At 28.5% G+C, this 23,066-nt stretch carries 16 protein-coding genes and 1 riboswitch; of the genes, 12 read left to right on the forward strand and 4 right to left on the reverse strand.

The features are described from left to right. Positions 1 to 18: 18 nt before the first annotated feature. Together BS62_RS07840 and BS62_RS07845 are read right to left on the reverse strand one after the other, a co-directional pair. A complete protein-coding gene (locus tag BS62_RS07840) occupies positions 19 to 2,607 on the reverse strand; it encodes a YfhO family protein (RefSeq protein WP_496490708.1) in 2,589 nt (862 codons plus the stop codon). After that, a complete protein-coding gene (locus BS62_RS07845) occupies positions 2,594 to 3,541 on the reverse strand; it encodes a glycosyltransferase family 2 protein (RefSeq protein ID WP_496490709.1) in 948 nt (315 codons plus the stop codon). Before BS62_RS07845 ends, BS62_RS07840 begins: the two co-directional genes overlap by 14 nt. A gap of 164 nt (positions 3,542 to 3,705) precedes the next feature. On the opposite strand from BS62_RS07845, the gene BS62_RS07850 reads away from it, so the two are divergent. Beyond that, entirely contained in the window at positions 3,706 to 4,119 is a 414-nt protein-coding gene (locus BS62_RS07850; protein WP_496490710.1) for a GtrA family protein, read from the forward strand. A gap of 63 nt (positions 4,120 to 4,182) precedes the next feature. Here the strand turns inward: BS62_RS07850 and ychF are convergent, their stop codons facing one another. Continuing rightward, positions 4,183 to 5,280, reverse strand: coding sequence for a redox-regulated ATPase YchF (ychF, locus tag BS62_RS07855; RefSeq protein WP_496490711.1), 1,098 nt, complete (start codon positions 5,278 to 5,280; stop codon positions 4,183 to 4,185). Between the two features lie 121 nt (positions 5,281 to 5,401). Here ychF and BS62_RS07860 point away from each other — a divergent pair, with 121 nt between their 5' ends. The 11 genes from BS62_RS07860 (at position 5,402) to BS62_RS07910 (ending at position 17,557) form a co-directional block, all read left to right on the forward strand. Further along, positions 5,402 to 6,514, forward strand: coding sequence for a ferrochelatase (locus BS62_RS07860; RefSeq protein WP_496490712.1), 1,113 nt, complete (start codon positions 5,402 to 5,404; stop codon positions 6,512 to 6,514). Positions 6,515 to 6,523: 9 nt separating this feature from the next. Beyond that, on the forward strand, positions 6,524 to 7,786 hold the full coding sequence (yfmF, locus tag BS62_RS07865; protein ID WP_496490713.1) for an EF-P 5-aminopentanol modification-associated protein YfmF: 1,263 nt from the start codon (positions 6,524 to 6,526) through the stop codon (positions 7,784 to 7,786). 14 nt (positions 7,787 to 7,800) lie between these two features. Next, entirely contained in the window at positions 7,801 to 9,087 is a 1,287-nt protein-coding gene (gene yfmH / locus BS62_RS07870) for an EF-P 5-aminopentanol modification-associated protein YfmH (protein WP_496490714.1), read from the forward strand. Between the two features lie 141 nt (positions 9,088 to 9,228). Then, positions 9,229 to 9,996 carry a tetratricopeptide repeat protein gene (locus BS62_RS07875; protein ID WP_496490715.1) on the forward strand — a complete coding sequence of 256 codons (768 nt, stop codon included), beginning with the start codon at positions 9,229 to 9,231 and terminating at the stop codon, positions 9,994 to 9,996. A 38-nt stretch (positions 9,997 to 10,034) separates the two neighbouring features. After that, positions 10,035 to 10,826: a hypothetical protein gene (locus BS62_RS07880; RefSeq protein ID WP_496490716.1), complete on the forward strand. Its 792-nt coding sequence runs from the start codon at positions 10,035 to 10,037 to the stop codon at positions 10,824 to 10,826. A 170-nt stretch (positions 10,827 to 10,996) separates the two neighbouring features. Next, a complete protein-coding gene (locus BS62_RS07885; protein WP_496490717.1) occupies positions 10,997 to 12,001 on the forward strand; it encodes a L,D-transpeptidase family protein in 1,005 nt (334 codons plus the stop codon). Positions 12,002 to 12,152: 151 nt separating this feature from the next. Beyond that, positions 12,153 to 12,932, forward strand: coding sequence for a tyrosine-protein phosphatase (locus BS62_RS07890; protein WP_496490718.1), 780 nt, complete (start codon positions 12,153 to 12,155; stop codon positions 12,930 to 12,932). Positions 12,933 to 12,979: 47 nt separating this feature from the next. Further along, complete coding sequence (locus tag BS62_RS07895; protein WP_496490719.1) at positions 12,980 to 14,854, forward strand: N-acetylmuramoyl-L-alanine amidase; 1,875 nt, start codon at positions 12,980 to 12,982, stop codon at positions 14,852 to 14,854. A gap of 79 nt (positions 14,855 to 14,933) precedes the next feature. After that, positions 14,934 to 15,692: a prolipoprotein diacylglyceryl transferase gene (gene lgt / locus BS62_RS07900; RefSeq protein ID WP_496490720.1), complete on the forward strand. Its 759-nt coding sequence runs from the start codon at positions 14,934 to 14,936 to the stop codon at positions 15,690 to 15,692. An 11-nt stretch (positions 15,693 to 15,703) separates the two neighbouring features. Then, positions 15,704 to 16,639: a 16S rRNA (cytosine(1402)-N(4))-methyltransferase RsmH gene (rsmH, locus tag BS62_RS07905; protein ID WP_496490721.1), complete on the forward strand. Its 936-nt coding sequence runs from the start codon at positions 15,704 to 15,706 to the stop codon at positions 16,637 to 16,639. A gap of 64 nt (positions 16,640 to 16,703) precedes the next feature. Further along, positions 16,704 to 16,803: riboswitch (cyclic di-GMP riboswitch) on the forward strand. Positions 16,804 to 16,861: 58 nt separating this feature from the next. Continuing rightward, the gene (locus tag BS62_RS07910) at positions 16,862 to 17,557 is read left to right on the forward strand and encodes a CpsD/CapB family tyrosine-protein kinase (protein ID WP_496490722.1); all 696 of its coding nucleotides are present in this window, start codon (positions 16,862 to 16,864) and stop codon (positions 17,555 to 17,557) included. A gap of 57 nt (positions 17,558 to 17,614) precedes the next feature. Here BS62_RS07910 and BS62_RS07915 read toward each other — a convergent pair whose 3' ends face one another. Beyond that, a complete protein-coding gene (locus BS62_RS07915; protein ID WP_496490723.1) occupies positions 17,615 to 22,855 on the reverse strand; it encodes a hypothetical protein in 5,241 nt (1,746 codons plus the stop codon). Positions 22,856 to 23,066: the final 211 nt, after the last annotated feature.

Here is a 23,066-nt window from a genome sequence, read left to right on the forward strand (position 1 = left end):
AGGATTTTGTGTTATGTTTTATTTAGTTTTGTTTCTACGCGACCATATGGAGTATACCAAAACTGCCATGGAAGAAAGAGCTGATATTCCTATTCCTAAATATAAACCACTTGGAATATATTTAAGCTCTATTGTATGTTCACCTTCTGAAATAGGAATGGCCATAAGTGCATCAAATACCATAACTGTTTTGACTTTTTTTCCATCAATAGTTACTTTCCAATCTTTTTCCTGTGGAATAGTAAATAATAGGTATTTATTATCATCTTTAATGTTTATTGTTCCTTTTAAATGAGAACTGCTTATTTTTTCTAAATTGCAAGGTTCATTCGATAATTCATTATAATATTGTTGTAAAACATCGATATTTTCATAATAGAAAAATGCTTTATTAACTTCTATTGCATTATCGTTAACCTTTATTTTAAAAGTAACGGTAGTATCTTTATCAAATTTTCCAAGAGATACAATGTCCCATCTATAAGAATCAAAGTATGGTCCTAAAGGCTTATTATTGATAAAAATTTCTGCACCTTGACATTGTGGAGCACTAATATACGTGTAAAGCGTATTTATATTATCTACCTTTATTTTATAGGATATAAAGGCATCTTTTGCAGCATCTATTTTTTCATATTTAGTTGATGATTTAAGTTTTGTTACCTTTAAGTTTTTAATATTCATATCTATAACATCAGCAGGTGTGAATATATTATTAAATTCCTTATTTGTCATAGAACTAAAAATCTTATTTTGAACTTTGAATAAGTCTGGAGTATTTAAATTTACTTTTAGGACTTTATCACTTACAGCAAATCCTATAGGTAGTGTATATGGATTTTGGAAAGTGGTAATATCATTTTTAGTAAATAATTTGTCATAAGGCTTATTTATTTTTTCTTTAGAAAGTAAATACTTAACGCCTAGGAAACTATCTACAGAAACTGTAGAGCCATTATTATAATATGACCAGTTATCGTTATATCTAAATCCTAATTTGCCTAAAAATGATTTAACGAATGTTTTTTCACTTGAACTATAATGACTTAACCCATTATAGTTAAATTGCATCGCATCATTATGTGTTCTTTGAAAAGTTTTTTCTAATCTATAAAAACTTGTATCTTGTGTTTTAATATTATTTATTACAGGTTTAGTGTTTTGAATGTAACTTGTATAGGTATCCATTGTAGAAGAATCAAAATCCTGTAATTTACGGATAGAGTAAATAGCATTCAATGATAGATTTCCAACTTGAATAAGTACAATTAAAATAATAAGTACTTTTTTTCTATTTATACTATTTTTCAAAAGATATAGTAATGTACACAAACAAATTATTAAAAACACATCAAGGTAAAAGTTCTTTACATTTACAAAAGAATAATCGTTCTTAAATATAATTATAGATGAAATTATAAATATAATTGCACAGTAAATAATATCTTTATTTTTTATTCCGTCATTAAGATTAAGAAAGCTTTTATATGCCAAATGTATTAATAAAAAGCTGAACATAAAAGAATATCTATATGGAAACCATGCAGGAGGGTTAAATCCATGCCATATTAAATTAAATGTGTTTATATGAAAACTTATTAACATAACAGATAAAATTCCAGCAGATAATAATTTCTCTTTTGATGTTATTTTAGAATTAAAGAAATATAAAATAACTAATGAGACAATAAGCATTCCACAAAAAATATTAGGTAGACCGTTAATTAACTGATTACCATCCATTGAATTTGTGTAAAGTTTAGTAAATACATCAATGAACTTGAAGTTTTCTGTAAATGATAGCATAGATAACGAAAACTGTGCTTTTCCACCCTGTAATGACTTAAATGTAGGGATAAGTATAAATGCAGATAAACAAGCTGAAGCCAAGGATGAAATAATATATTGAAGTATTCTTCTTGTATATAATTTAAGTTCGGATAGACTGTTTATAGATAAAAGAAGTCTATAAACAAAATATATTACTGAAAAAATACATAGCATAAAGCCTATATAGTAGTTTGTAATCAGTGCGGCAGAAAGGCTTATTATGTACAAATATGGCTTGCTTGATGAAAGTATATTATTTATTCCTAAAACTATTAACGGCAGTAAAATTACACCATCAATCCACATGATATCCCAGAAATAAGTCATGTTATAAGCCATTAGTGCATAAGATGTGGAAAACACTAAAGATTTCCAATCTAAATCATTGCATTTATTTATAAAATAGTTAAAAGTCAATCCACATAGACCTATTTTTATTAATATAATTAAAAATAGAGCAACGGGTAGATTTTCATTTGAAAAGAAAAGGAATATAAAGTTCAGTGGACTTATTAAATAGTAAGCAGAGAGTCCTACCATATCTCCACCCATGTTTTTACTAAAGGTATAAAAAAAGTCGTTGTTGCTTGTAAATATAGTTTTAAAATATGATAAATAATCTATATATTGTCCGTTAGCATCAGAAATTAATAATGCGTTATTTCCAAAAGGGTATATTTTATTGAATATACATACAAGTAGCATTAATAAAGCAGGAATAACAAAAGCTAATGAGTAAATAAACTGTTTATTATTTTTTAATTTAGATAGAGTCATTGTCTTGTGTTTCCTCCTTTGTAATATAAATAGGTCTATTTTTTATCTCAAGATAAGTCTTGGACAAGTATTGCCCTAATATTCCAATACATAAAAGTTGAATTCCACCAATAAACGTAACAGCGCAAATCAACGATGGATAACCAGCAACTGGGTCACCCCAAATTAATGTTTTTGCGATTACTATACAAATCAATATAAAAGCAACTAAAGAAAGAATTATTCCCATGATAGATGCAATGGCCAGTGGTACAGTAGAGAATGCAATTATCCCGTCTAAAGAATATAAAAGAAGTTTCCAAAATGACCATTTTGTCTCACCGGCAATACGCTCTACATTTTCGTACTCAAGCCATTTTGTTTTGTACCCAACCCAACTAAATATTCCTTTAGAAAAACGGTTATATTCTTTTAAGCTTAATATAGAGTCTACCATCTGTCTTGTCATGACTCTATAATCTCTGGCGCCATCAACAATCTCAGTATTAGAAATATTATTTATTAATGAATAAAAACATCTGGCAAAAAACGAGCGAATGGGAGGCTCACCTTTACGAGTTACTCTTCTTGTTGCTACACAATCATAGTCATGATTAATGATACTGTTATACATATCAATTAAAAGTTCAGGTGGGTCTTGGAGATCTACGTCCATTATTGCAATAAAATCACCTTTAGCTTTTTCAAGACCAGCATACATAGCTGATTCTTTACCAAAATTTCTAGAAAAAGATAAGTATTTAACACGATTATCCTTTAAGTTTAACTCTTTTGCTATTTTTAGTGTCATATCCTTTGAACCGTCATCTACAAATATAAATTCGAAATCAACTAAGTCTTTCATTCTATCTGAAATTTTGATTATTTCGTTATAGAACAAGGGTATAGCATCTTGCTCGTTGTAGCAAGGTACAATAATTGATAACAACCTCATTAATGCTCACCTCCTGATATTCATACAAATTACAATTTTACAGTATTGTAATTTAAAATGCAATACTATACTTGGTACGTTGCTATTTACCTTAAATTATTGTATTATTTGAAAGTAAAACATAATTTTTTGATTACATAAAACTTGAAATGGGGATGCTTAAAGTGATAAAGAAATTTTTCGATGTAAAACTTTTAAAATTTATACTTGTTGGGATTTTAAACACTGCATTTAGTGCTATTATAATGTTTTTTTTATACAATATAGCAAATTTAGGCTACTGGGGATCTTCTACTGTATCATATATACTTGCAAGCATTCTTAGTTTCTTTCTAAACAAAAACTTTACATTTAAAAATGAAGGATCTATTTTTAAAACAGCATTTAAATTTTCAGTGAATGTAGCAGTTTGCTATTTATTAGCTTACAGTATAGCAAAACCAACAATGTTACTTATAATTTCAGACACAGAATTATCTGTTAGTACTATCGAACAGATTTCTATGTTGTTTGGAATGGTGCTATTTACTTTACTGAATTACGTTGGACAAAGGTTCTTTGCTTTTAAAGAAAACTAAAAGGCTGAGTTAAATGATTTTATAGATCATTTAACTCAGCCTTTTTTTATTTAGTGAATTTTTTTATACGTTGAATCTGAATAATATAACGTCTCCGTCTTTAACTATATATTCTTTTCCTTCTAGTCTTACTAGTCCTTTTTCTTTTGCTGCGTTCATTGTTCCGTGCTCAACTAAGTCATTAAATGCTATAGTTTCTGCTCTTATGAATCCTCTTTCTATGTCAGAGTGTATCTTTCCACCAGCTTGTGGAGCTTTTGTTCCCATTTTTATAGTCCATGCTCTTATTTCTTTTGGTCCTGCTGTTAAGAATGACATAAGACCTAGTAATGCATATGAAGATTTTATAAGTTTATCAAGTCCTGATTGCTCTAGCCCTAGTGTTTCTAAGAATTCTTTCTTTTCTTCATCTGTTTCAAGTTCTGCTATTTCTGCTTCTATTTGTGCAGATACAACAACAACTTGTGCTTCTTCTGTAGCTGCGAACTCTTTTACTATCTGAACGTATTTGTTATCTTCACCTTCGTTTGCAAGATCTTCTTCTGCTACGTTAGTTACATATATAACTGGCTTTGAAGTAAGTAGAGTTAACTGATTAACAAAATTAGCTTCATCTTCTGTAAACTCCATAGTTCTTACAGATTTTCCATCTTCTAAAACTTCCATTATTCTTTGAAGTATATCAAGCTCCACTTTAAGGGCTTTGTCAGTTTTAGCACCTTTTTGAGTTTTTTGTATTCTTCTTTCTAATATTTCTATATCAGAGAATATTAACTCTAAGTTTATTGTTTCTATATCTCTAAGTGGATCTACTGAACCGTCAACGTGTACTACGTTTTCATCTTCAAAACATCTAACAACGTGAACTATAGAGTCAACTTCTCTTATGTGAGATAAGAACTTGTTTCCTAATCCTTCTCCCTTAGATGCTCCTCTAACTAACCCTGCTATATCGCAAAATTCTATAGCTGTTGGAACTACTTTTTCAGAGTTATATAACTCTCTAAGCTTGTCCAATCTTTCGTCTGGAACTGCTACAACACCTACGTTTGGGTCTATCGTGCAAAATGGATAGTTGGCTGATTCTGCTCCCGCTTGTGTTATTGCATTAAATAGTGTACTTTTACCAACGTTTGGTAATCCTACTATACCTAATTTCATAATTTTATCTTCCTTTCATATATATAATATTGTTGTAATATCGTACTAAATTATCTTAAATAGACATACCTATTAATTATACATTATATATAAATAGTGTGCAAATTTTATGTAGTTGGAGGTGGTTGTTATATTAAAAAAGATATTATTAGGATTATGTCTATGTTCTATTTTTATTTTTCAAGGTATTTTGGAAAATACATTTATAATAATATTTACTTTGGCTATGTATAAGTATATTAAGGATAAAGATACTAAAAATATTGCAGTTTGTTTTATTATTGCTTATTTTATATTAAATATAACTATTACTGGTTTTATGAGAGATAAGATAGATATAGGTAATATAGAAACTGATTTTGATGAGCCACAGGACAAAACTGCTGTTGTTTTATTATATGAAGGAGAAGATGAAACTTATCATTTAAAGGAAAGGGCAAGTGAAATATATCAAACTACTGGATATAGTTCTTACTTTGATATGATAGTTAGACTACATAAGTATAAGCAGGTTTATGAAAGTTTGGGTTCAAGTCATTTCAAACATACTAGTTATGAAATAGCAGAAGGATTAAGAAATAAGCTTGATAATGATTATATAGTTATAAATAGTTATTTATATACTAAGCCATATTTTGAAAATACCCTAGAAGATATTATAAGTAAAGGATACAAAGACATTGTTATATGTCCTATGTTTATAACTGAAGGAACTGATTATAAGGTATTTAAAAATAGGTTGGATAAAATGGAAGTTTCAAGATATGAAGTTAATGTTAAAACTACAGATGTTTTTTATAAGTCTAATACTTTGGCAAAAGGGTATAAAGATGAAGTATTAAAAAATATAAGAGATAAAGATATGGATGTCGGTGTTTTGTTAGTTGGTCTTAATAATGAAAATAACTTAGAACAAGACGTACTTTTTAGAGAAAAAATTAAAGAATATATATTAAATGAAAAAAAAGATAATATTCAAATAAAGTTACCTCTTTTAGAAAATAATAAAAAGGATATAATAAAGTCAGGGGAAGAATTGTTAGAATATGGAATTGATGCTTTGTATCTTGTTATGCCAACATCAACTATAGAAACTTCATATATTAGGTATTTAGCTGAACATGTCTTACAAAAAATCAATACTAGTTACACTAAGTTTTATTACATAGGACCTTTAAATGAGGAACACATTATAATTGAAGAATTATATACTAAAATAACTTTATTAAAGTAGGAGGCAAATATGAATAGTGTTGAAAGAATAAATTTAGGTGAAGGTTTGAACCTAACTTTAGTAAACACTGATAAGTTCAAAACTAATGTTGTCAGTGTTTATGTTCAAAGAGTTTTAGATAAAGATGAAGTTAGTAAAAATGCATTACTTCCTAATGTTATAACTAGTGGTAGTAAAAACTATCCAAGTTCAAGGGAAATATCTAATAAGTCGGATAGTTTATATGGTTCATCTCTTTATAGTGATATATCTAAAAGAGGTGAAAGACAAATACTTATGTTCAAACTTATAACTACTAATGAAAAGTATTTAGATGAGCCTATATTTGAAGAAGCTATAGATTTCTTAAATGAGGTTATAAACAATCCATTAGTAGAAAATGGTGGATTTAAAAAAGAGTATTTTGAACTAGAGAGAAATAATCTAAAGGATAGAATAAAAGGTAGAATAAACGACAAAGGTAGATATGCCCTTGAGAGATGTTTTGAAGAAATGTGCAAAAATGAAAGATTTAGTTTGTATGAATATGGTTATGAAGAAGATTTGGATAATATTGACCCAGTAGAACTATATAATCATTATAAAGATATTCTTAAGTCTTCGCCTATAGATATAGTTGTAGCTGGTGAATTTGACAAAGATAAAATAGTAAATACTATAAAAAATAAATTTAATTTTGAAAGAAAAAATATAAAAGAAGTTCCTAGAGAAGAAATAGGTAAGAATGTATCTGCTGTAAAAAATATCGTAGATAAAATGGATGTAACTCAAGGAAAGCTTGCTATGGGTTATAGAACACATATAGATTTCAAAGATGCAGATAATTATTATCCACTTATGGTGTATTCAAGTATATTAGGTGGAGGACCTCACTCTAAGTTGTTCTTAAATGTTAGAGAAAAAGAAAGTTTATGTTATTATGTTTATTCATCTATAGAAAAATACAAAGGTATTATGTATATAGCTTCTGGTGTTGAATTTGATAAATATGACAAAACTGTTTCTGTAATACAAGAACAATTAGAGAAGATACAAGATGGTAAAGTAAGTGATGAGGAAATAAGAAATAGTAAAAACTCAATGATAAACTCTCTAAGATCTGTTGCTGATAGTATAGGTGGATTGGGAGATTTCTATTTTGCTCAATCTATAGGTAATTCTAATGAGACTTTGGAGACTATGATAGAAAAAATAGAAAAAGTTAATATAGATGACGTTGTTAGGGTTTCAAAAAATATAGAATTAGACACTGTTTATTTCTTAAGAAACTAAATGGAGGGTAATATATGGAGAAGATAGTAAACGATATACTTAAAGAAGAAGTATATTATGAAAAATTAGATAATGGCCTTGATGTTTACTTCATGCCTAAAAAAGGATTTACTAAAAAGTATGCTATGTTTGCAACTAACTATGGGTCAAATGAGCTTGAGTTTGTGCCAATTGGCGAAAATGAAAAATTTAGGGTTAACGAAGGTATTGCCCACTTTTTAGAACATAAAATGTTTGAACAGCCTGGTGGAGGAAATGCCTTTGATAGATTTAGTGAACTTGGAGCTAGCGCAAATGCATTTACTAACTTTACAGCAACTGCTTATTTATTTTCTGCTACGCAAAACTTTTATGAATCACTAGAACATTTAATAGATTATGTTCAAACACCTTATTTCACAGAAGAAAATGTTGAAAAGGAAAAGGGTATAATAGCACAGGAAATAAATATGTACGACGATGATCCTGACTGGAATGTATACTTTAATACATTAAAAGCTATGTACGTAAATTATCCAGTTAGAATAGATATAGCAGGAACAGTAGAAAGTATCTACAAAATAACCCATGAAGAGCTATATAAATGCTATAATACATTTTATCACCCGGGAAATATGGTGTTATTTGTAGTCGGAGATTTAGAATACGACAAAGTTATGGATGTTGTGAGAAAAACTGTGAAAAATGGCGCTGAAAAAATGACACATGAAATAAAAAGATTTTATCCAGAAGAGCCAAAGAAGATAAATCAAAAAGAAATAGTTGCACATTTCCCAATATCTATACCTATGTTTAATATAGGATATAAGGATATGAATGTAGGGCTTAAAGGCAAAGAATTACTTAGAAAAGAATTAGCTACTGAAATACTTTTAGATATGTTGTTTAAAAGAGGTAGTGAATTGTATGAAAAGATGTATTTAGATGGTACTATAAATGAAAATTTCGGTGCTGGATATACTTCTCAAATAGATTATGCTCATACTTTAATAGGTGGAGAATCAAAAGATCCACAGAAGGTTAGAAATACTATAACTGAGTATATAGAAAAGTACAAAAAAGAAGGTTTAAAGATAGAAGACTTTGACAGAATAAAGAAAAAGAAAATAGGAAACTTTTTAAAGTATTTTGATTCTGTTGAGTTTATAGCTAATAACTTTATATCTTATAAGTTTAAGGAAATAAATTTAATAGATTATTTAGAAGAATTAAAAGCTGTAAAGTTTGAAGAAGTAGAAAATAGACTTAAGGAACACTTCAATGAAGAATTTGCTGTTATGTCTATAGTACAACCTAAATAATTATATGAAACTCATGGAGTAGGTAAACTATTTCATGAGTTTTTTTCGTTTGAACTTTATTAGACATATTGCAACAAAGGGATTGTGGCATTTATGTAGAAATTAAATAGTCGGAAATATAACAAATTAAAGGGGGATAATATGAAGAAATCAAAAAAGGTTATTGTTATATCACTTGTAATAGGTGTTATAGCGGTGGGATTTGGAGCTAAAAAGGGGTTAGAAATTTATACAAGTGAAAAGGAGTTTAAGACATTAGTTCAAAATGGAAATGGTCTTTTAAAAGAAGAAAAATATAGTGAAGCTATAGAAATTTTTGAAAAGGCCATGAAAATAAAAGAAGATCCAGAGATAAAAAAAGCTATTAAACTAGCTAAACAAGATTTAGAAGAAGAAAAGCTATTAAATGAAGTAGCTAAACTAGAAAGTGAAGAAAAAATAGAAGAGGCTATGAACTTACTTAAGAACTCAAATGACAGCGAAAAATTACAAGCTAGATTGGGCGAATTAAAAACTAAACAAATAGATAATCTTATGAAATCATACAATGAATCATATAAAAAGAAAGATTATAAAGCTGCAATTGCTGTGTTAGATAATATTTCTAAAATAGACCCAGATAATAAGGAAGTAAAAGGGTTAAAAGAAAAGTGTAATGTTGAAATAGAAAAAAATAAAATGATTTCAGCAGACGAAGCCATGGCCAAAATTACTAATTATGGAAAAGGAGAAATGTACTATGTATATGCGCCAAATCCTACTTATCTTCCAGCAAATGTAAGAAATAATTATTATATATTTGAACCATATATTGCTGAAATTGATGAACCAGCAGGTGATGTTTTAAATGGTGTGAATAAATACACTGGAGATATTGTAAGTATTGGAGTAGATGGTTCTATATATTAATAATAAATATATAAGATAATAAATTGGGGGATTATATAGTGAGAAAAAAGTTATTGTTTGTATTATGTATAGTTTTAATGGGAGTAAATTTATTTACTGCTGGTTGTACCACTAATAAATTGACTTTAGAAGATGTTGAAAGTGTATGGGCACTTGAAGATGAAGAACATGGAGTTATGTACATAGATTTAGATCCAGATGGTTATTTGGAGTTTGTAAATACTGCTGATATAGTAGATATTATAGATTCAACTGAGAATACAATAAAATTAAAAACTAGAGATAGTAATTTAGAAATAGAAATTACGTTAGATGATAAAGAAAGCACAAAATTTAAGATAGGTGAATATATTTATGAAGGAAAAAAATCAACTAGAGAGGATATGGATTCTTATATAGCAAATAAGAATGACGATGTTAATACTAATTATTTTGTAAGTGTTATAGAGGGCAATTTTATAAAAGCAAATGTTAAAGAAATTATAAGTAAGTTAGAAGAAAAAGCAAAAGAACAGGAAGCTGTAAATACCACTGAGAATACAAGTGAAGATTCTAAGGTTGCAAAAGAGTTTACACCTGAGATGGCGGAACAATATGCTTCAAAGTATTTTGGAAATAGAGAAGACTATATATTTTCATGGCGTACTGAGACTCCAGAAGTATTCAACGGGAAAAAATATCATTTAGTTAAAGTAAATTATGACTTTCCTACGAGTCCAGAAGAACCAGGCGCAGGTACTTCTGGTCCAACTTATTGGGTAGGGGAAAATGGTATAGTTTATGAAGATGATGGAGTAATTCCAACATTAACACCGGCAAAAGTAGATTAAATAAAAAATGGAGCCTTATGGCTCCATTTTTTTTGTTACTATTTGTCAATTATACAATATAATTGCGACGAGTTATATCAAGGATTTAAAGGTAATTAATAGAATAAATATAGTATATGAAATAAAAGATATAATTTATTGTTATTATGATATGTATTAGGGGGATAAATATGATAAAAAGAAAATCATTAGCAATTATTATGGCTATATCCATAATTTTTTCTTTAAAAGTTAATACAATATTTGGAGTAGATGATAGTAATATAGAAACACCTGTAAACGTTATAAGTGAAACAGAAAATACAGAACCTTTAGACACGACACCACCAAATATAGAGGTAATAAATCCAATAAGTGATAACTATGTAATGGTAAGTGGAAAAACTGAGCCAGGTATAAATGTTACAGTACAAATAGATAAAGATGAATACAAAGGAATTACAGATAAAAATGGTCGTTTCAATATAAGTATAAAAACTAAAAGAAAAGCAGGAACTATGGCAAGAGTAATTATTAAAGATTTAGCTGGAAATATCTCTTACAAAGATATGACAGTAATAGCTAAACTAGAGACAAGAAAAGCTAATAGAAATATATCTTTAGTTTCAGGAAGGAAAAAAGTAACTATACCTAAAGGTACAAGTATTGCTGTACAAGATTTAGTAGGTGATAAATGTTTAGTTACTTATAAAGGTATAACAGGATATATCAATAGTAGATATTTACAAAGTGGACTAGACTACTCTAAATTCAATTCAAATATAGATGCTTTTGTGAATGAAAATAACATAAAAAGTGATACAAAATATATGGTAGTAACATCACTACAGAAAAAAGAAACATATGTGTTTCAAGGTAGTGTAGGAAACTGGAAGAGAATAAATACTTGGAAGTGTACTATAGGAAAACCGTCTAGTCCAACTATCACTGGAGAATATGAAGTAGGTATTAGGGGAAGAAGTTTTGGTCAAGACAAAGGATATCAATGTAAGTGGTTTACTCAAATATCAGGAAATTATTTGTATCATTCTATAGTATATAATAAGGCCGGAACTCGTATAACAGATGGTAGGTTAGGAGCTTCTTTGAGTAAAGGTTGTATAAGACTTGCTACAGAAAATGCAAAGTGGATATATGACAATGTATCTAAAAATACTAAAGTAATAATAAAATAAAATATTTAAATAAGAAATAAGAGGTTATTAAGTTATAACCTCTTATTTTTTTATTGTTATAAATATGGTATTATTTACTTATATTAATATTCGAGAATAAATTACAAAATATATAAAATTTATACAATTAAAGTTATGAAAGGGGCACTTTATGATAGATGTACATTGTCATATACTTCCAGAGATAGATGATGGATCAAGAACACTAGAAGAATCTATACATATGGCGAAGATAGCAAGTGAAGAAGGCATAAAAAAGATCATAAGTACTTCTCATTATCATCCAGATTCTAAATTTATTATGGGGAAAGAATTAGGATATAGAGTAGAAAAAATTAATGAAATATTAAAAGAAAATAATATAGATCTAGAAGTTTATATAGGAAATGAAATTTACTATACTACTGATTTATTAAGTAGATTAGATGAACTTGATTTTTATTCATTAAATAACAGTAGATACATATTAATTGAGTTTTCACCTATAAAGTTTCCAGATAACTTAACCGATATTATATATGAGTTAAAATTAAAAGGGTATGTACCGGTACTAGCTCATATTGAAAGATATAAGAATATAATTGAAAATCCAAATTTGGTTTATGATTGTATAAATGAAGGTGCATTAATACAGGTCAATGCAAGTAGTATAGTAGGTAAAAATGGCAAAGAAATTAAGAAATTATGTGATATCTTGTTAGAAAATGATATGATTCATTTTGTAGGCACTGATGCTCATGGAAGTGATAAAAGAAGACCATTGATAAAAGATGCTTATTATTATGCTGAAAAGAAAATAGGAATAAGAAAAGCTAAGAAAATATTTTACAGTAATCCTGAAAATATGCTAAATAATGATGAAATAACTATAAATGAACCTGAAAAATACAGGAAAAAAGGGATATTAAGTAGAATTTTTAACAAAGGTTAATATATAATATATAATATATTGTTAAATTACGGTAAAACTAGGGGGTTATGATGAATAGAAAAAAGCTAATATCAGCTATAGGAGTAAGTATAGTTGGTATAACTATGAACTATGCAGATGTACATGGTGAATCAAAAATGGCAAAGGTAAATGCAAGTTCACTTAATTTTAGAACAGGTCCAGGTACAACATATAAATCGATAACTGGTATAAAGCAGGGGACAATAGTTGAAGTATTAGAATATACAGGTGATTGGGCAAAAATAAAATACAACAATATAATAGGATATGTATCTAAAACATATTTAACTGAAATAAATAATGCTAGTCCTACTCAACCTACTAATCCTAGCACTGTTACAAAGATGATTGTAACTGCTAGTAGCTTAAACGTAAGATCAGGAGCTGGGACTACTTATAAAACTGTAGGAAGCGTAGTAAAAGGAAAAGAAGTAGAAGTAGTTGAAAAACTAAGTAACGGATGGTGTAAGATAAAATACGGAAGTGGATATGGATATGTAAGTGTAGATTATTTAAAGGTACAAACTACAGTACCAGCTCCAGTACCAACACCAAAGCCTCCGGTTCAAGAACCTACACCAGTACCACAACCTAGTACAGTTATAAAAATGAATGTAACTGCTAATAGCTTAAATGTAAGAGCAGGAGCTGGAACTAGTTATAAAGCTATAGGAAGTTTAGTTAAGGGGAAAGAAGTAGAGGTAGTTGAAAAACTAAGTAATGGATGGTGTAAGATAAAATATGGAAGTGGATATGGATATGTAAGTGTAGATTATTTAAAGGCACAAACTTCAGTACCAACACCACAACCTGAACCAAAGCCACCTGTTCAAGAGCCAGCTCCAACACCACAACCAGATACAGTTATAAAAATGAATGTAACTGCTAGTAGCTTAAATGTAAGATCAGGTCCTGGGGTTAGTAGTAGTATTGTAGGGAGTTTAGTTAAAGACAAAGAAGTAGAGGTAGTTGAAAAGTTAAGCAATGGATGGTGCAAGATAAAATACGGAAGTGGATATGGATATGTAAGTGTAGATTATTTAAAGGCACAAACTACAGCTCCTAGTCCTACTCCAGATTCTGGAAGCGTTGTAGATAGTGAAAAGGTTGAGGTAAAGTATGTTAATTCAACTACTTTAAATATAAGAGATAATCCTTCTGGAATAGTATTAGGGGTTTTTGTATATGGAGACAAGGTAGAAGTTATTGAAAAATTAAGTAATGGATGGTCTAAAATAAAATATAATAAAAGTTATGCTTATGTATATAGTACTTATTTATCTAATGAAGTTGGACAAAGACCACTTCCAGTACCTATAGCTACTCCAGTTATAGCTAATCCTGGAGAAAATGATAAACCTACTATAGCTGTTGATATAGGGCATAATGTTAAGTATAATACTGGAGCAGTATATGGTGTATATAAAGAAGATTATCTAACTAAGATAGTTGGTGAGAAGGTGATATACAAGCTAAGAAGTATGGGATATCATGTAATAGAAACTCTTCCTAAATCAGCAACTAGTAGTACAGATGCACTAAAGCAAAGAACTGACATTGCTAAATTAAATAAATCTGATATATTTGTATCTATACATTTTAATATAGGCAAGGGTAATGGTACTGAAGTATTTTATTCAAGTGAAGGCAATGCAAAAACTATTGGATCAAATATAGCAAGTAATATATCTGCCCTAGGATTTAAAAATAGAGGAGTTAAGTACGGAGAATATTTAACAAATCAACAAAATGGATTGTATGTATTAAATCAAACAAACACACCGGCTGTATTAGTAGAAGGATTCTTCTTAGATTCTTCTGATATGGATATATTTATTAATATGGGTCCATCTGGCTATGATAAAATAGCTGATGCCATAGTAAATGGTTTAATAAGATAGAAAATTGGACAATTATAATGTTATAATAAAAACTAGGCTATAATACTAAGGTCTAGTTTTTTATTTTGGAGGTGTCTTTATGGACAGAATAGCTTTTAGTATATTTGGTATAGACGTAATGTGGTATGGAATATTAATGGCAACAGGTATGATAGTAGCCACTATTATAGGTCTAAGAGAAGCAAAGAGACTAAATATAAGTGAAGACGATATACTTAATATAGTTCTCGTTGGTATACCAGCAGGGATAATAGGTGCAAGATTGTATTATGTTATTTTTGAATGGGATTATTATGGAGCAAATCCATCTCAAATACTTAATTTTAGAGGTGGAGGAATGGCAATACACGGAGCCTTAATAGGTGGATTTTTAGCTGGATACATATATTGTAGAATAAAAAAGTTAAATTTCTTAAAAATGGCAGATACATTAGTTTTAGGTATACCTTTAGCACAAGCTATAGGTAGATGGGGAAACTTTTTAAATAAAGAAGCTCATGGTGGTCCTACAAATTTACCTTGGGGCATAATTGTAGATGGTCAAAAAGTTCATCCAACATTTTTATATGAATCTATATGGAATGTAGGAGTATTTACATTTTTAATGTTATTTAGAAAAAACAAAAAATATGAAGGTGAAGTTACTGTATTATATATAATAGCTTATTCAATAGGTAGATTCTTTGTAGAAGGACTTAGAACTGACAGTTTAATGTTAGGTCCGCTTAGAATGGCACAGGTTATAAGCTTAGTTGGAATAATAGCTGCATTAATAATTCATGTATATTTTACTAAGAAATCTAAAAACATAATAGATAAAGACATAAATGAAAAATAAGGAGAGTTAATATGGAATTTCATCACGTATCGGTACTTTTAAATGAATGTATAGATAATTTAAATATAAAGCCAGACGGTGTATATGTGGATTGTACTTTAGGTGGTGCAGGTCACTCAAAGGAAATAGTAAAAAAACTTGGACCTAATGGACTTTTGGTATGCTTTGATCAAGATATTAATGCTATAAATACTGCAAAAGAAAGACTTGGTGAGTACTCTGATAGAGTAAAACTTGTCCATAGAAACTTTGTTCATCTAAAAGAAGAATTAGAAAAGTTAGGTATTAACAAAATAGATGGTGTTTTGGCAGATTTGGGAGTTTCATCTCATCAACTTGATGAAGCTGAAAGAGGATTTTCATATATGCAAGATGCTCCTCTTGATATGAGAATGGATATAAGAAGTTCATTATCTGCATATGAAGTTGTAAATGAGTATGATGAAAGAGACCTTGCTAGAATAATAAGAGATTACGGTGAAGATAACTGGGCTAAGCGTATAGCTCAATTTATTGTACAAGAAAGAAATGAAAAACCTATAGAAACTACTGGTGAACTTGTTGAGGTAATAAAAAAGGCTATACCTAAAAAAGCTAGAATAGATGGGCCTCATCCAGCTAAGAGAACTTTTCAAGCTATAAGGATAGAAGTAAATAACGAGCTTGGAATAATAAACAAGATGATAGAGGATGCAACTTCTATAATGAATCCTGGTGGGAGAATATGTATAATAACTTTCCATTCGCTGGAAGACAGAATAGTTAAAAATGCATATAAGGATTTAGCTATTGATTGTATATGCCCATCAGAACTTCCTATATGTCAATGTGATAAAGAATCTCTTTTAAAAGTTATAAGTAGAAAACCTATACTTCCATCGGATGAAGAAATAGAAGTAAATCCAAGATCAAGAAGTGCAAAGTTAAGGGTAGCAGAGAGAATATAGGGAAATTAGTCGATTTTTGTTTACAATAAGTTAGAAAAGCGATAAAATTTAAATTAGAATTAAAATTCGATAAAGGCAAATCTAGGGAAACTTAGAGACGCAAAGCTATAGGAGCTAATGTTATACTTATATAATAAGTGTAACTATGCTAGCCAGTTGCCGAAGAAAGTGCGGCTAATGAGTTTTGATTCGCAAGTACATTAAAGATACAGGAGGTAACTTGTGAAAAACATTATATCCCATTCAGATCCTAAGTCGCCTATATCAGAAGCTTATAGAAGTATAAGAACTAGTATAGAGTTTAGTAATATAGATAAAAATGTAAAAACTATAGTTGTAACTAGTTCAATGCAAGGTGAAGGAAAAAGTACTACAGCATGTAATTTAGCAGTATCTTTTGCAAACTTAGGAAAGAAAATTTTATTAATAGACTGTGATTTAAGAAGACCAAGTATTCATAAACAATTTGGAATTACTAATATATACGGTTTGACTGATGTTATTTTAAGCTATAAAACCTTTGATCAATGTATTCAAAGAACTGATATAGAAAATTTGGATATAGTTGCATCTGGTCAAATACCACCTAATCCATCTGAAATGCTAAGCTCTAATAAAATGAGAAATTTAGTTAATAGTTTCAAGGATAATTATGATTATATTATATTAGATACTCCACCAGTTGGAATAGTAACTGATGCAGCTGTGTTATCTAGTTATTGCGATGGAGTAATAATGGTATGTGCTTCTGGAGAAGTTGATATAGAAATGGCTAAAATAGCTAAAGAACGTTTAGATAAAGTTAATGCTAAAATACTTGGAGCTGTTCTTAATAAAATGGTAATAGATAAGAAGAGTTATGCAAACTACTATTATTACGGTGAAGATATATCAAAGAAAAAACGTAGAAGAAAATAATAAAAACTCCTTAAATCATATTGAATATGAATTAAGGAGTTTCTTTATGTTGCTATATTATTTTTTTCTTACAAACCATGCAAATGCTCCTATAAGGGCTGCAGATACTGTAGATACAGCAGCTATAGCTTTTGTTTTGTAGTTAGAAGCAGTTTCAACACTTTTTTCTTCATTTTTGAAAGCAACAGCATCTACCGCTGTGTCTATAGTGAAGGTTCTTGTTTCTTCGCTTTTATTTCCATCTTCGTCCTCTGCTATAATAGTAAGTGTATAAGAGCCTGGTTCAACTATAGTATCACCAACTTTATACTCTTTACCATTAACAAGGATTGTATACTTTACAGCATCTATAAATTTAATATCTAAAGTTACAGGGCTATTATATTTTTTATTGTTTTCTATGGTTAAAACTTCTATTTCAGGTTTTGATAAATTAACTTTAAATCTAAATTGTTCTTCAGATATATTACCGGCTTTATCAGTAGCTTTTACATAAAGGATATAGGCTCCATCTTTATCTATTATTTCACCTGAGTAGTCTAAGTTATTTAGAAGTATAGTTAAAAGGGCTTCAGGATCATCCCACTTTATAAGTGGTTTTATTTTACCTTCAGTATATGTTTGATTATTTTTTATACCAGTAATTGTTATTACAGGTTTTGTTTTATCTACTACAAATGATATAATTATTTCTTGAATATTACCAGCGTCATCTTCAGCTTTTACTACTAAGTTGTATTTACCTTCTTTTTCTATAACAGTATCTGTAGTATAAGGTTTGCCATTAAGAGTCATAGTTAGCTTAGCAGTATCATCATCTATACTTATACTTGGTTTAATTTCTTTGTTAGAGTAGTGGCCATCTTTTATACCTTCTATAGTTATTTTAGGAATTCCTGTATCTACAATTACATCAAAATCAAAAGTAGAGTCATTTCCAGCCTTATCAATAGCTGTAATTACTACTGAATAACTATCATCTGAATTAAATGTATAACTATCTCTAGATGTAGAAGAGGAGCCGTTAGAAGGTTTTATTATTGTCTGTATATTTAAATCTTTTAATTCACTTAATTTATCTTCAATCTCTGCTGTAATTGTTTTACTATCTTTAGAATTTAAATATATTTTGCTTCCTTTAGAAATAGTTTTGTTTCCTGCTTTTACAGATTTAATATCTGGAGCACTTCTATCAATAGCAAAGTTAAGATTACTTGTAAATTTAGTTCTATCAGATATATTAGATATAATATAAGATTTATTAGATATATCTTTTCTTGTAGCCTTATCTCCAACAGATATAGATAAGTCATATATATTCTCAATATATATAGGCTCTTTAAAAGTTACCTCCATACCATAACCAGAAACAAGTGGTTTAGTATCATATTCAATAGATTTTCCATTCAAAACAAATGATAAGTCCTCTGGTGTTGTTGTAACATCTTTTATTGTTATAACAGGGGTTACTTTATCAACCTTTTTATGACCAACATTTAAAGCACCACTATTAAAATCATTTTTATGTTTTTTATTAACATCATTATTACTATTAGTATCAACACCTAAGCTACTTACTTTTATGTCTACTACTGGTTTAGATGTATCTATAGTAATATAATTTGTAACAGGCTCTGCTGTATTTCCAGCCGTATCAACTGCTGTAACTTCTATTTTATATATACCTTCCGATTGCATAGAAAGAGGTAAATCGAAATTTAACTCACTTGCTAATTTAGTTTTATTTAAAACTTCTTTTCCATTATGGGTTATATTTAAAGTTACTGTATCTAATGTCGCTTTATCTATAGTATCATGTATCTTATCGTAAACATTAATTACTCCTGGATTTGACTTACTAGTATTTACAGAAAGCTGTTTTGGTATATCTGCAAATAGATTATCCTTTAAATCTATTTCAGGAGCTTTTGAATCTATATAGAAAGTAAATTTTTTATTGTTAATTGTTTTATTAGAGAAATTGGAAGTAACAGATATATCTATAGTATACTTTCCATCCTCTAATTTGTAATCTTTGATTGAATCTGAAGAAAGCCTATAAGATTTTAAATTTTCATCCCATTGGAAATGACTTTTATCTAGGGAAATGCTATTTGTATAAGCTCCTTCGCGTGAGATGATAGCAGTTATTGTATCAACTTCTTTAACACCTGTATCTTCTATATTAATACCAAATTTTAATTCCTTTTTAGCACTACTATATATACCACCATCTTCTACAGATTCTAAGCTTATATCTAGTGGTTTTGAATCATAGTAAAAAATTGTATTTGTTAGATTACTATTTTTGGCTTTGATATAATATTCATAGAAGTAATTATAATCATCTTTGAGTATTGAATCTGTTGAAATACCATCTATTATATTTAGTTCTTGTATAGAAACAGGTTCATCAGTATCAGTTTGCTTAGTTACCTTATGAAGAGTAAACCATTCAGAATACTTAAATTGGAAAGTTTCAGATAAAGATAATAAATATGTAGAAACAAGTTCTGATAAGTTTTTCCAACCATCTATAGTTGCATCATAAAAACTTAAATTAGCTTTATCAACTGTCAAATCTTCATTATTTCTTATAACAGAATATGTTTCTGGTTCACTTTCATTGCTACTATGGTCTACAGCAATAACTGTAACTGTTTTTGTAGCTAATGTATCAGTATTATCAAAAGGTATTTCTATTGTACCATCAGTGCTTGTTTTTATACCTTCTCCATAATTTATTTTATAGTGTTTTATCATATCTGAATTATCAGTAGCGCTAAAATTTAAGATAGCTTTGTTTGAATTACGTTCTACATATAACTTGTTAGTAGTTTTATCGTGATAACTAATAAAATCTTTCGGGGTTACAGTTATATTTGTTGGTGATATATCATCTTTATGCAATTCATATACTTTTGTTTCACTTTCATTATTACTAAAGTCTACAGCAGTAACTTTAATTATTTTAATTTCTTCTTTTATAGAAGAATTAAAAGGTATTGTAATCTTACCATCATATGTTACTGGAGCATTATCATCTTCCTGTATTATATAATGTTTTATCTTTTTTAAATTATTATCAGTCGTTTCTTTATCATCTTCTGCATCAAAAGCTAGATCAATAGAATGAGTATTATTTTGAAGATATAAACCATATCTAACAGATGATTGGCCGGTAGCTTCGTCTATATAAGAAATCTCTTTTTTATGATTAATTTTGTCATTATTAATTAAATTTATATTCTTTGGTAATTTAGTATCTTTACAAAATGTATATGAGAACTGAATTTCATTTTTGTTTTCATCCTTTATTCCAGTAAAAGAAATTGTATTTAATATATTCATATTTTTGATATTTTTTATCAACAAAGCATACTGATTATTAGTATTAGGAATTTTATTTATGTCATATTCAAAGTCACCATCTTTAGATATAAGATTATTTTTATTTTCTATAAATTCTTCAAAGTTTGCTACATCTGTTAACGTTAATATTAATTCTATTGCGTCAGTATCCTTTTGTATATAATGAATATCTCCACTCTGAGAAACTGTAGTTGGAGAATCAATTTTTACTTGTGGCATCTCAGTATCTTTATAAAAATCAAATGTAGTTGGGGTTGTATTACCATATATATCAGAGAGTGTAACTGTAATAGTATTTTTTATATTTTCATAATCTTGCTTTGGAGTTATCTCAATTGCATATTTGCCATTATTACTTGAAACTATCTTATGCGTAAATCCAGTACCTGTAATATCAATCTTATTAGTATCATCGGTATCAAGCTCTAATTTAAAATTAGAAACAGATTTATTTAAATAGAGTACTTTATCTCTAATATTCGTTTTATTAGCATCTAACTCAATTGCAGACAAATTCTTTACTTGAGGTGGAGTATCTTTATAAAAATCGAATGTTTTTATAGTTTGATTACCTGCTAAGTCAGATAGGGTAATTGTAGCTGTATTTTTTATATTTTGAGAATTTTGATTTGGAGTTATTTTTATTATATATTTACCATTAGTACTTGAAACTATCTCATGAGTAAACCCACTACCTGTAATATCGATATTGTCAGCATCAGAAGTATCAAATTCTAATTTAAAATCAGAAATAGAACCATTTAAATATAGTACTTTTTCTGTATTATCAAATTTTAGATTCTCATTACTAGCTAAACCAACTACAGATAAGTCAGTTGATGTAGGCGATATAGTATCTCTATGAAAAATAATATCTTTAGGAGGTGCTAAAATAATACCATCAGAATTTTTAAACGTTATATTGGATTTATGACTAACATTATTTTTAATGTTTTTAAATGTTAATTTGATTTTGCCATCTTCGGAAGTTTTATCACAAGTAAATGTTTCCTCACTTTGTCCAGATACATAAATTTCACCTAAGTCTATATCTTGGGAAGATGCATTTAGATAAAAATCTAAAGTATTTGAATTTGTATAGTATACATCATTAACAGGAGTAACATTTCCTACGATAGTTATATCTTCTTTATTTAAATTAATAACTGTATATGTTTTAGATTCACTTCTCTTATCAAAAGAGTCAATAGCAGTTACTGTAATTTCTTTTGTTTCAGATTCGATTTCAGAATTATTAAAATTTAAATCTATTTTCCCATCTAAACTTATTTTTCCTTCTTCCTCGATTACCCCGTCTTTTTCTATTTTATATTCATATTCTTTTATCTTTGCATCGTCAGCTTCAAACTGTAACTTATGATTTGGAGCACCATGCTTAATATATATTTCATTTTTAACTTTATCGTTATAACTAATATTTTCGTCGTTATCAACAACCCTTATATTTTTTGGAGCTTCTGTATCCTGATGAAAAGTAATATTTTTAGAAGCTAAAACAGTTCCACTAGAATCTTTAAATGTGATAGTTGTTATATGATTAGTGTTTTCCTTAGTAACAGTAAAAGTTATTTTGTTATTGTCAGGAGATGTAATAGCCTTGAATGTTTCGTCGCTTTGCCCAGATATTTCAATTTTATCTACAGATATATTTGAAGAAGTATTAACTTTGAATTCTAAAGTATCTAAATTTGTATAGTATATACCTTTATCATTTGGAGTAACATTTACCCCCTCGATAGATATTAAAGATTGATCTTGAGTCTGATCTGTGGATATAATTTCTTCAGTTTGACCAGGTTTATTTTCTTCTGCATAAACTTTTAGCTGATTTATACCATCAGATGCACTGCCGCCAAATATCATAACTGATGCTACTAGTGCTATAACACGCTTTCTTTTTAACATTGATATCCCCCTTGATATAGATTTAAATTTTCAATAAATTGATTAGAAAATAATACCAATAAAATTATAGTCAAATGAAATGAAAAAGTATACAAATTTCCTTCGACAATATTAGTAATATTAAAAATATTAAAAACTTATTATATAATACCAATATTATTAATATTGTTAATATTGTAATTGAATGGTAAAATTATCTAGAAAATTTAAA

This window comes from Sporacetigenium mesophilum DSM 16796 (assembly GCF_059569055.1).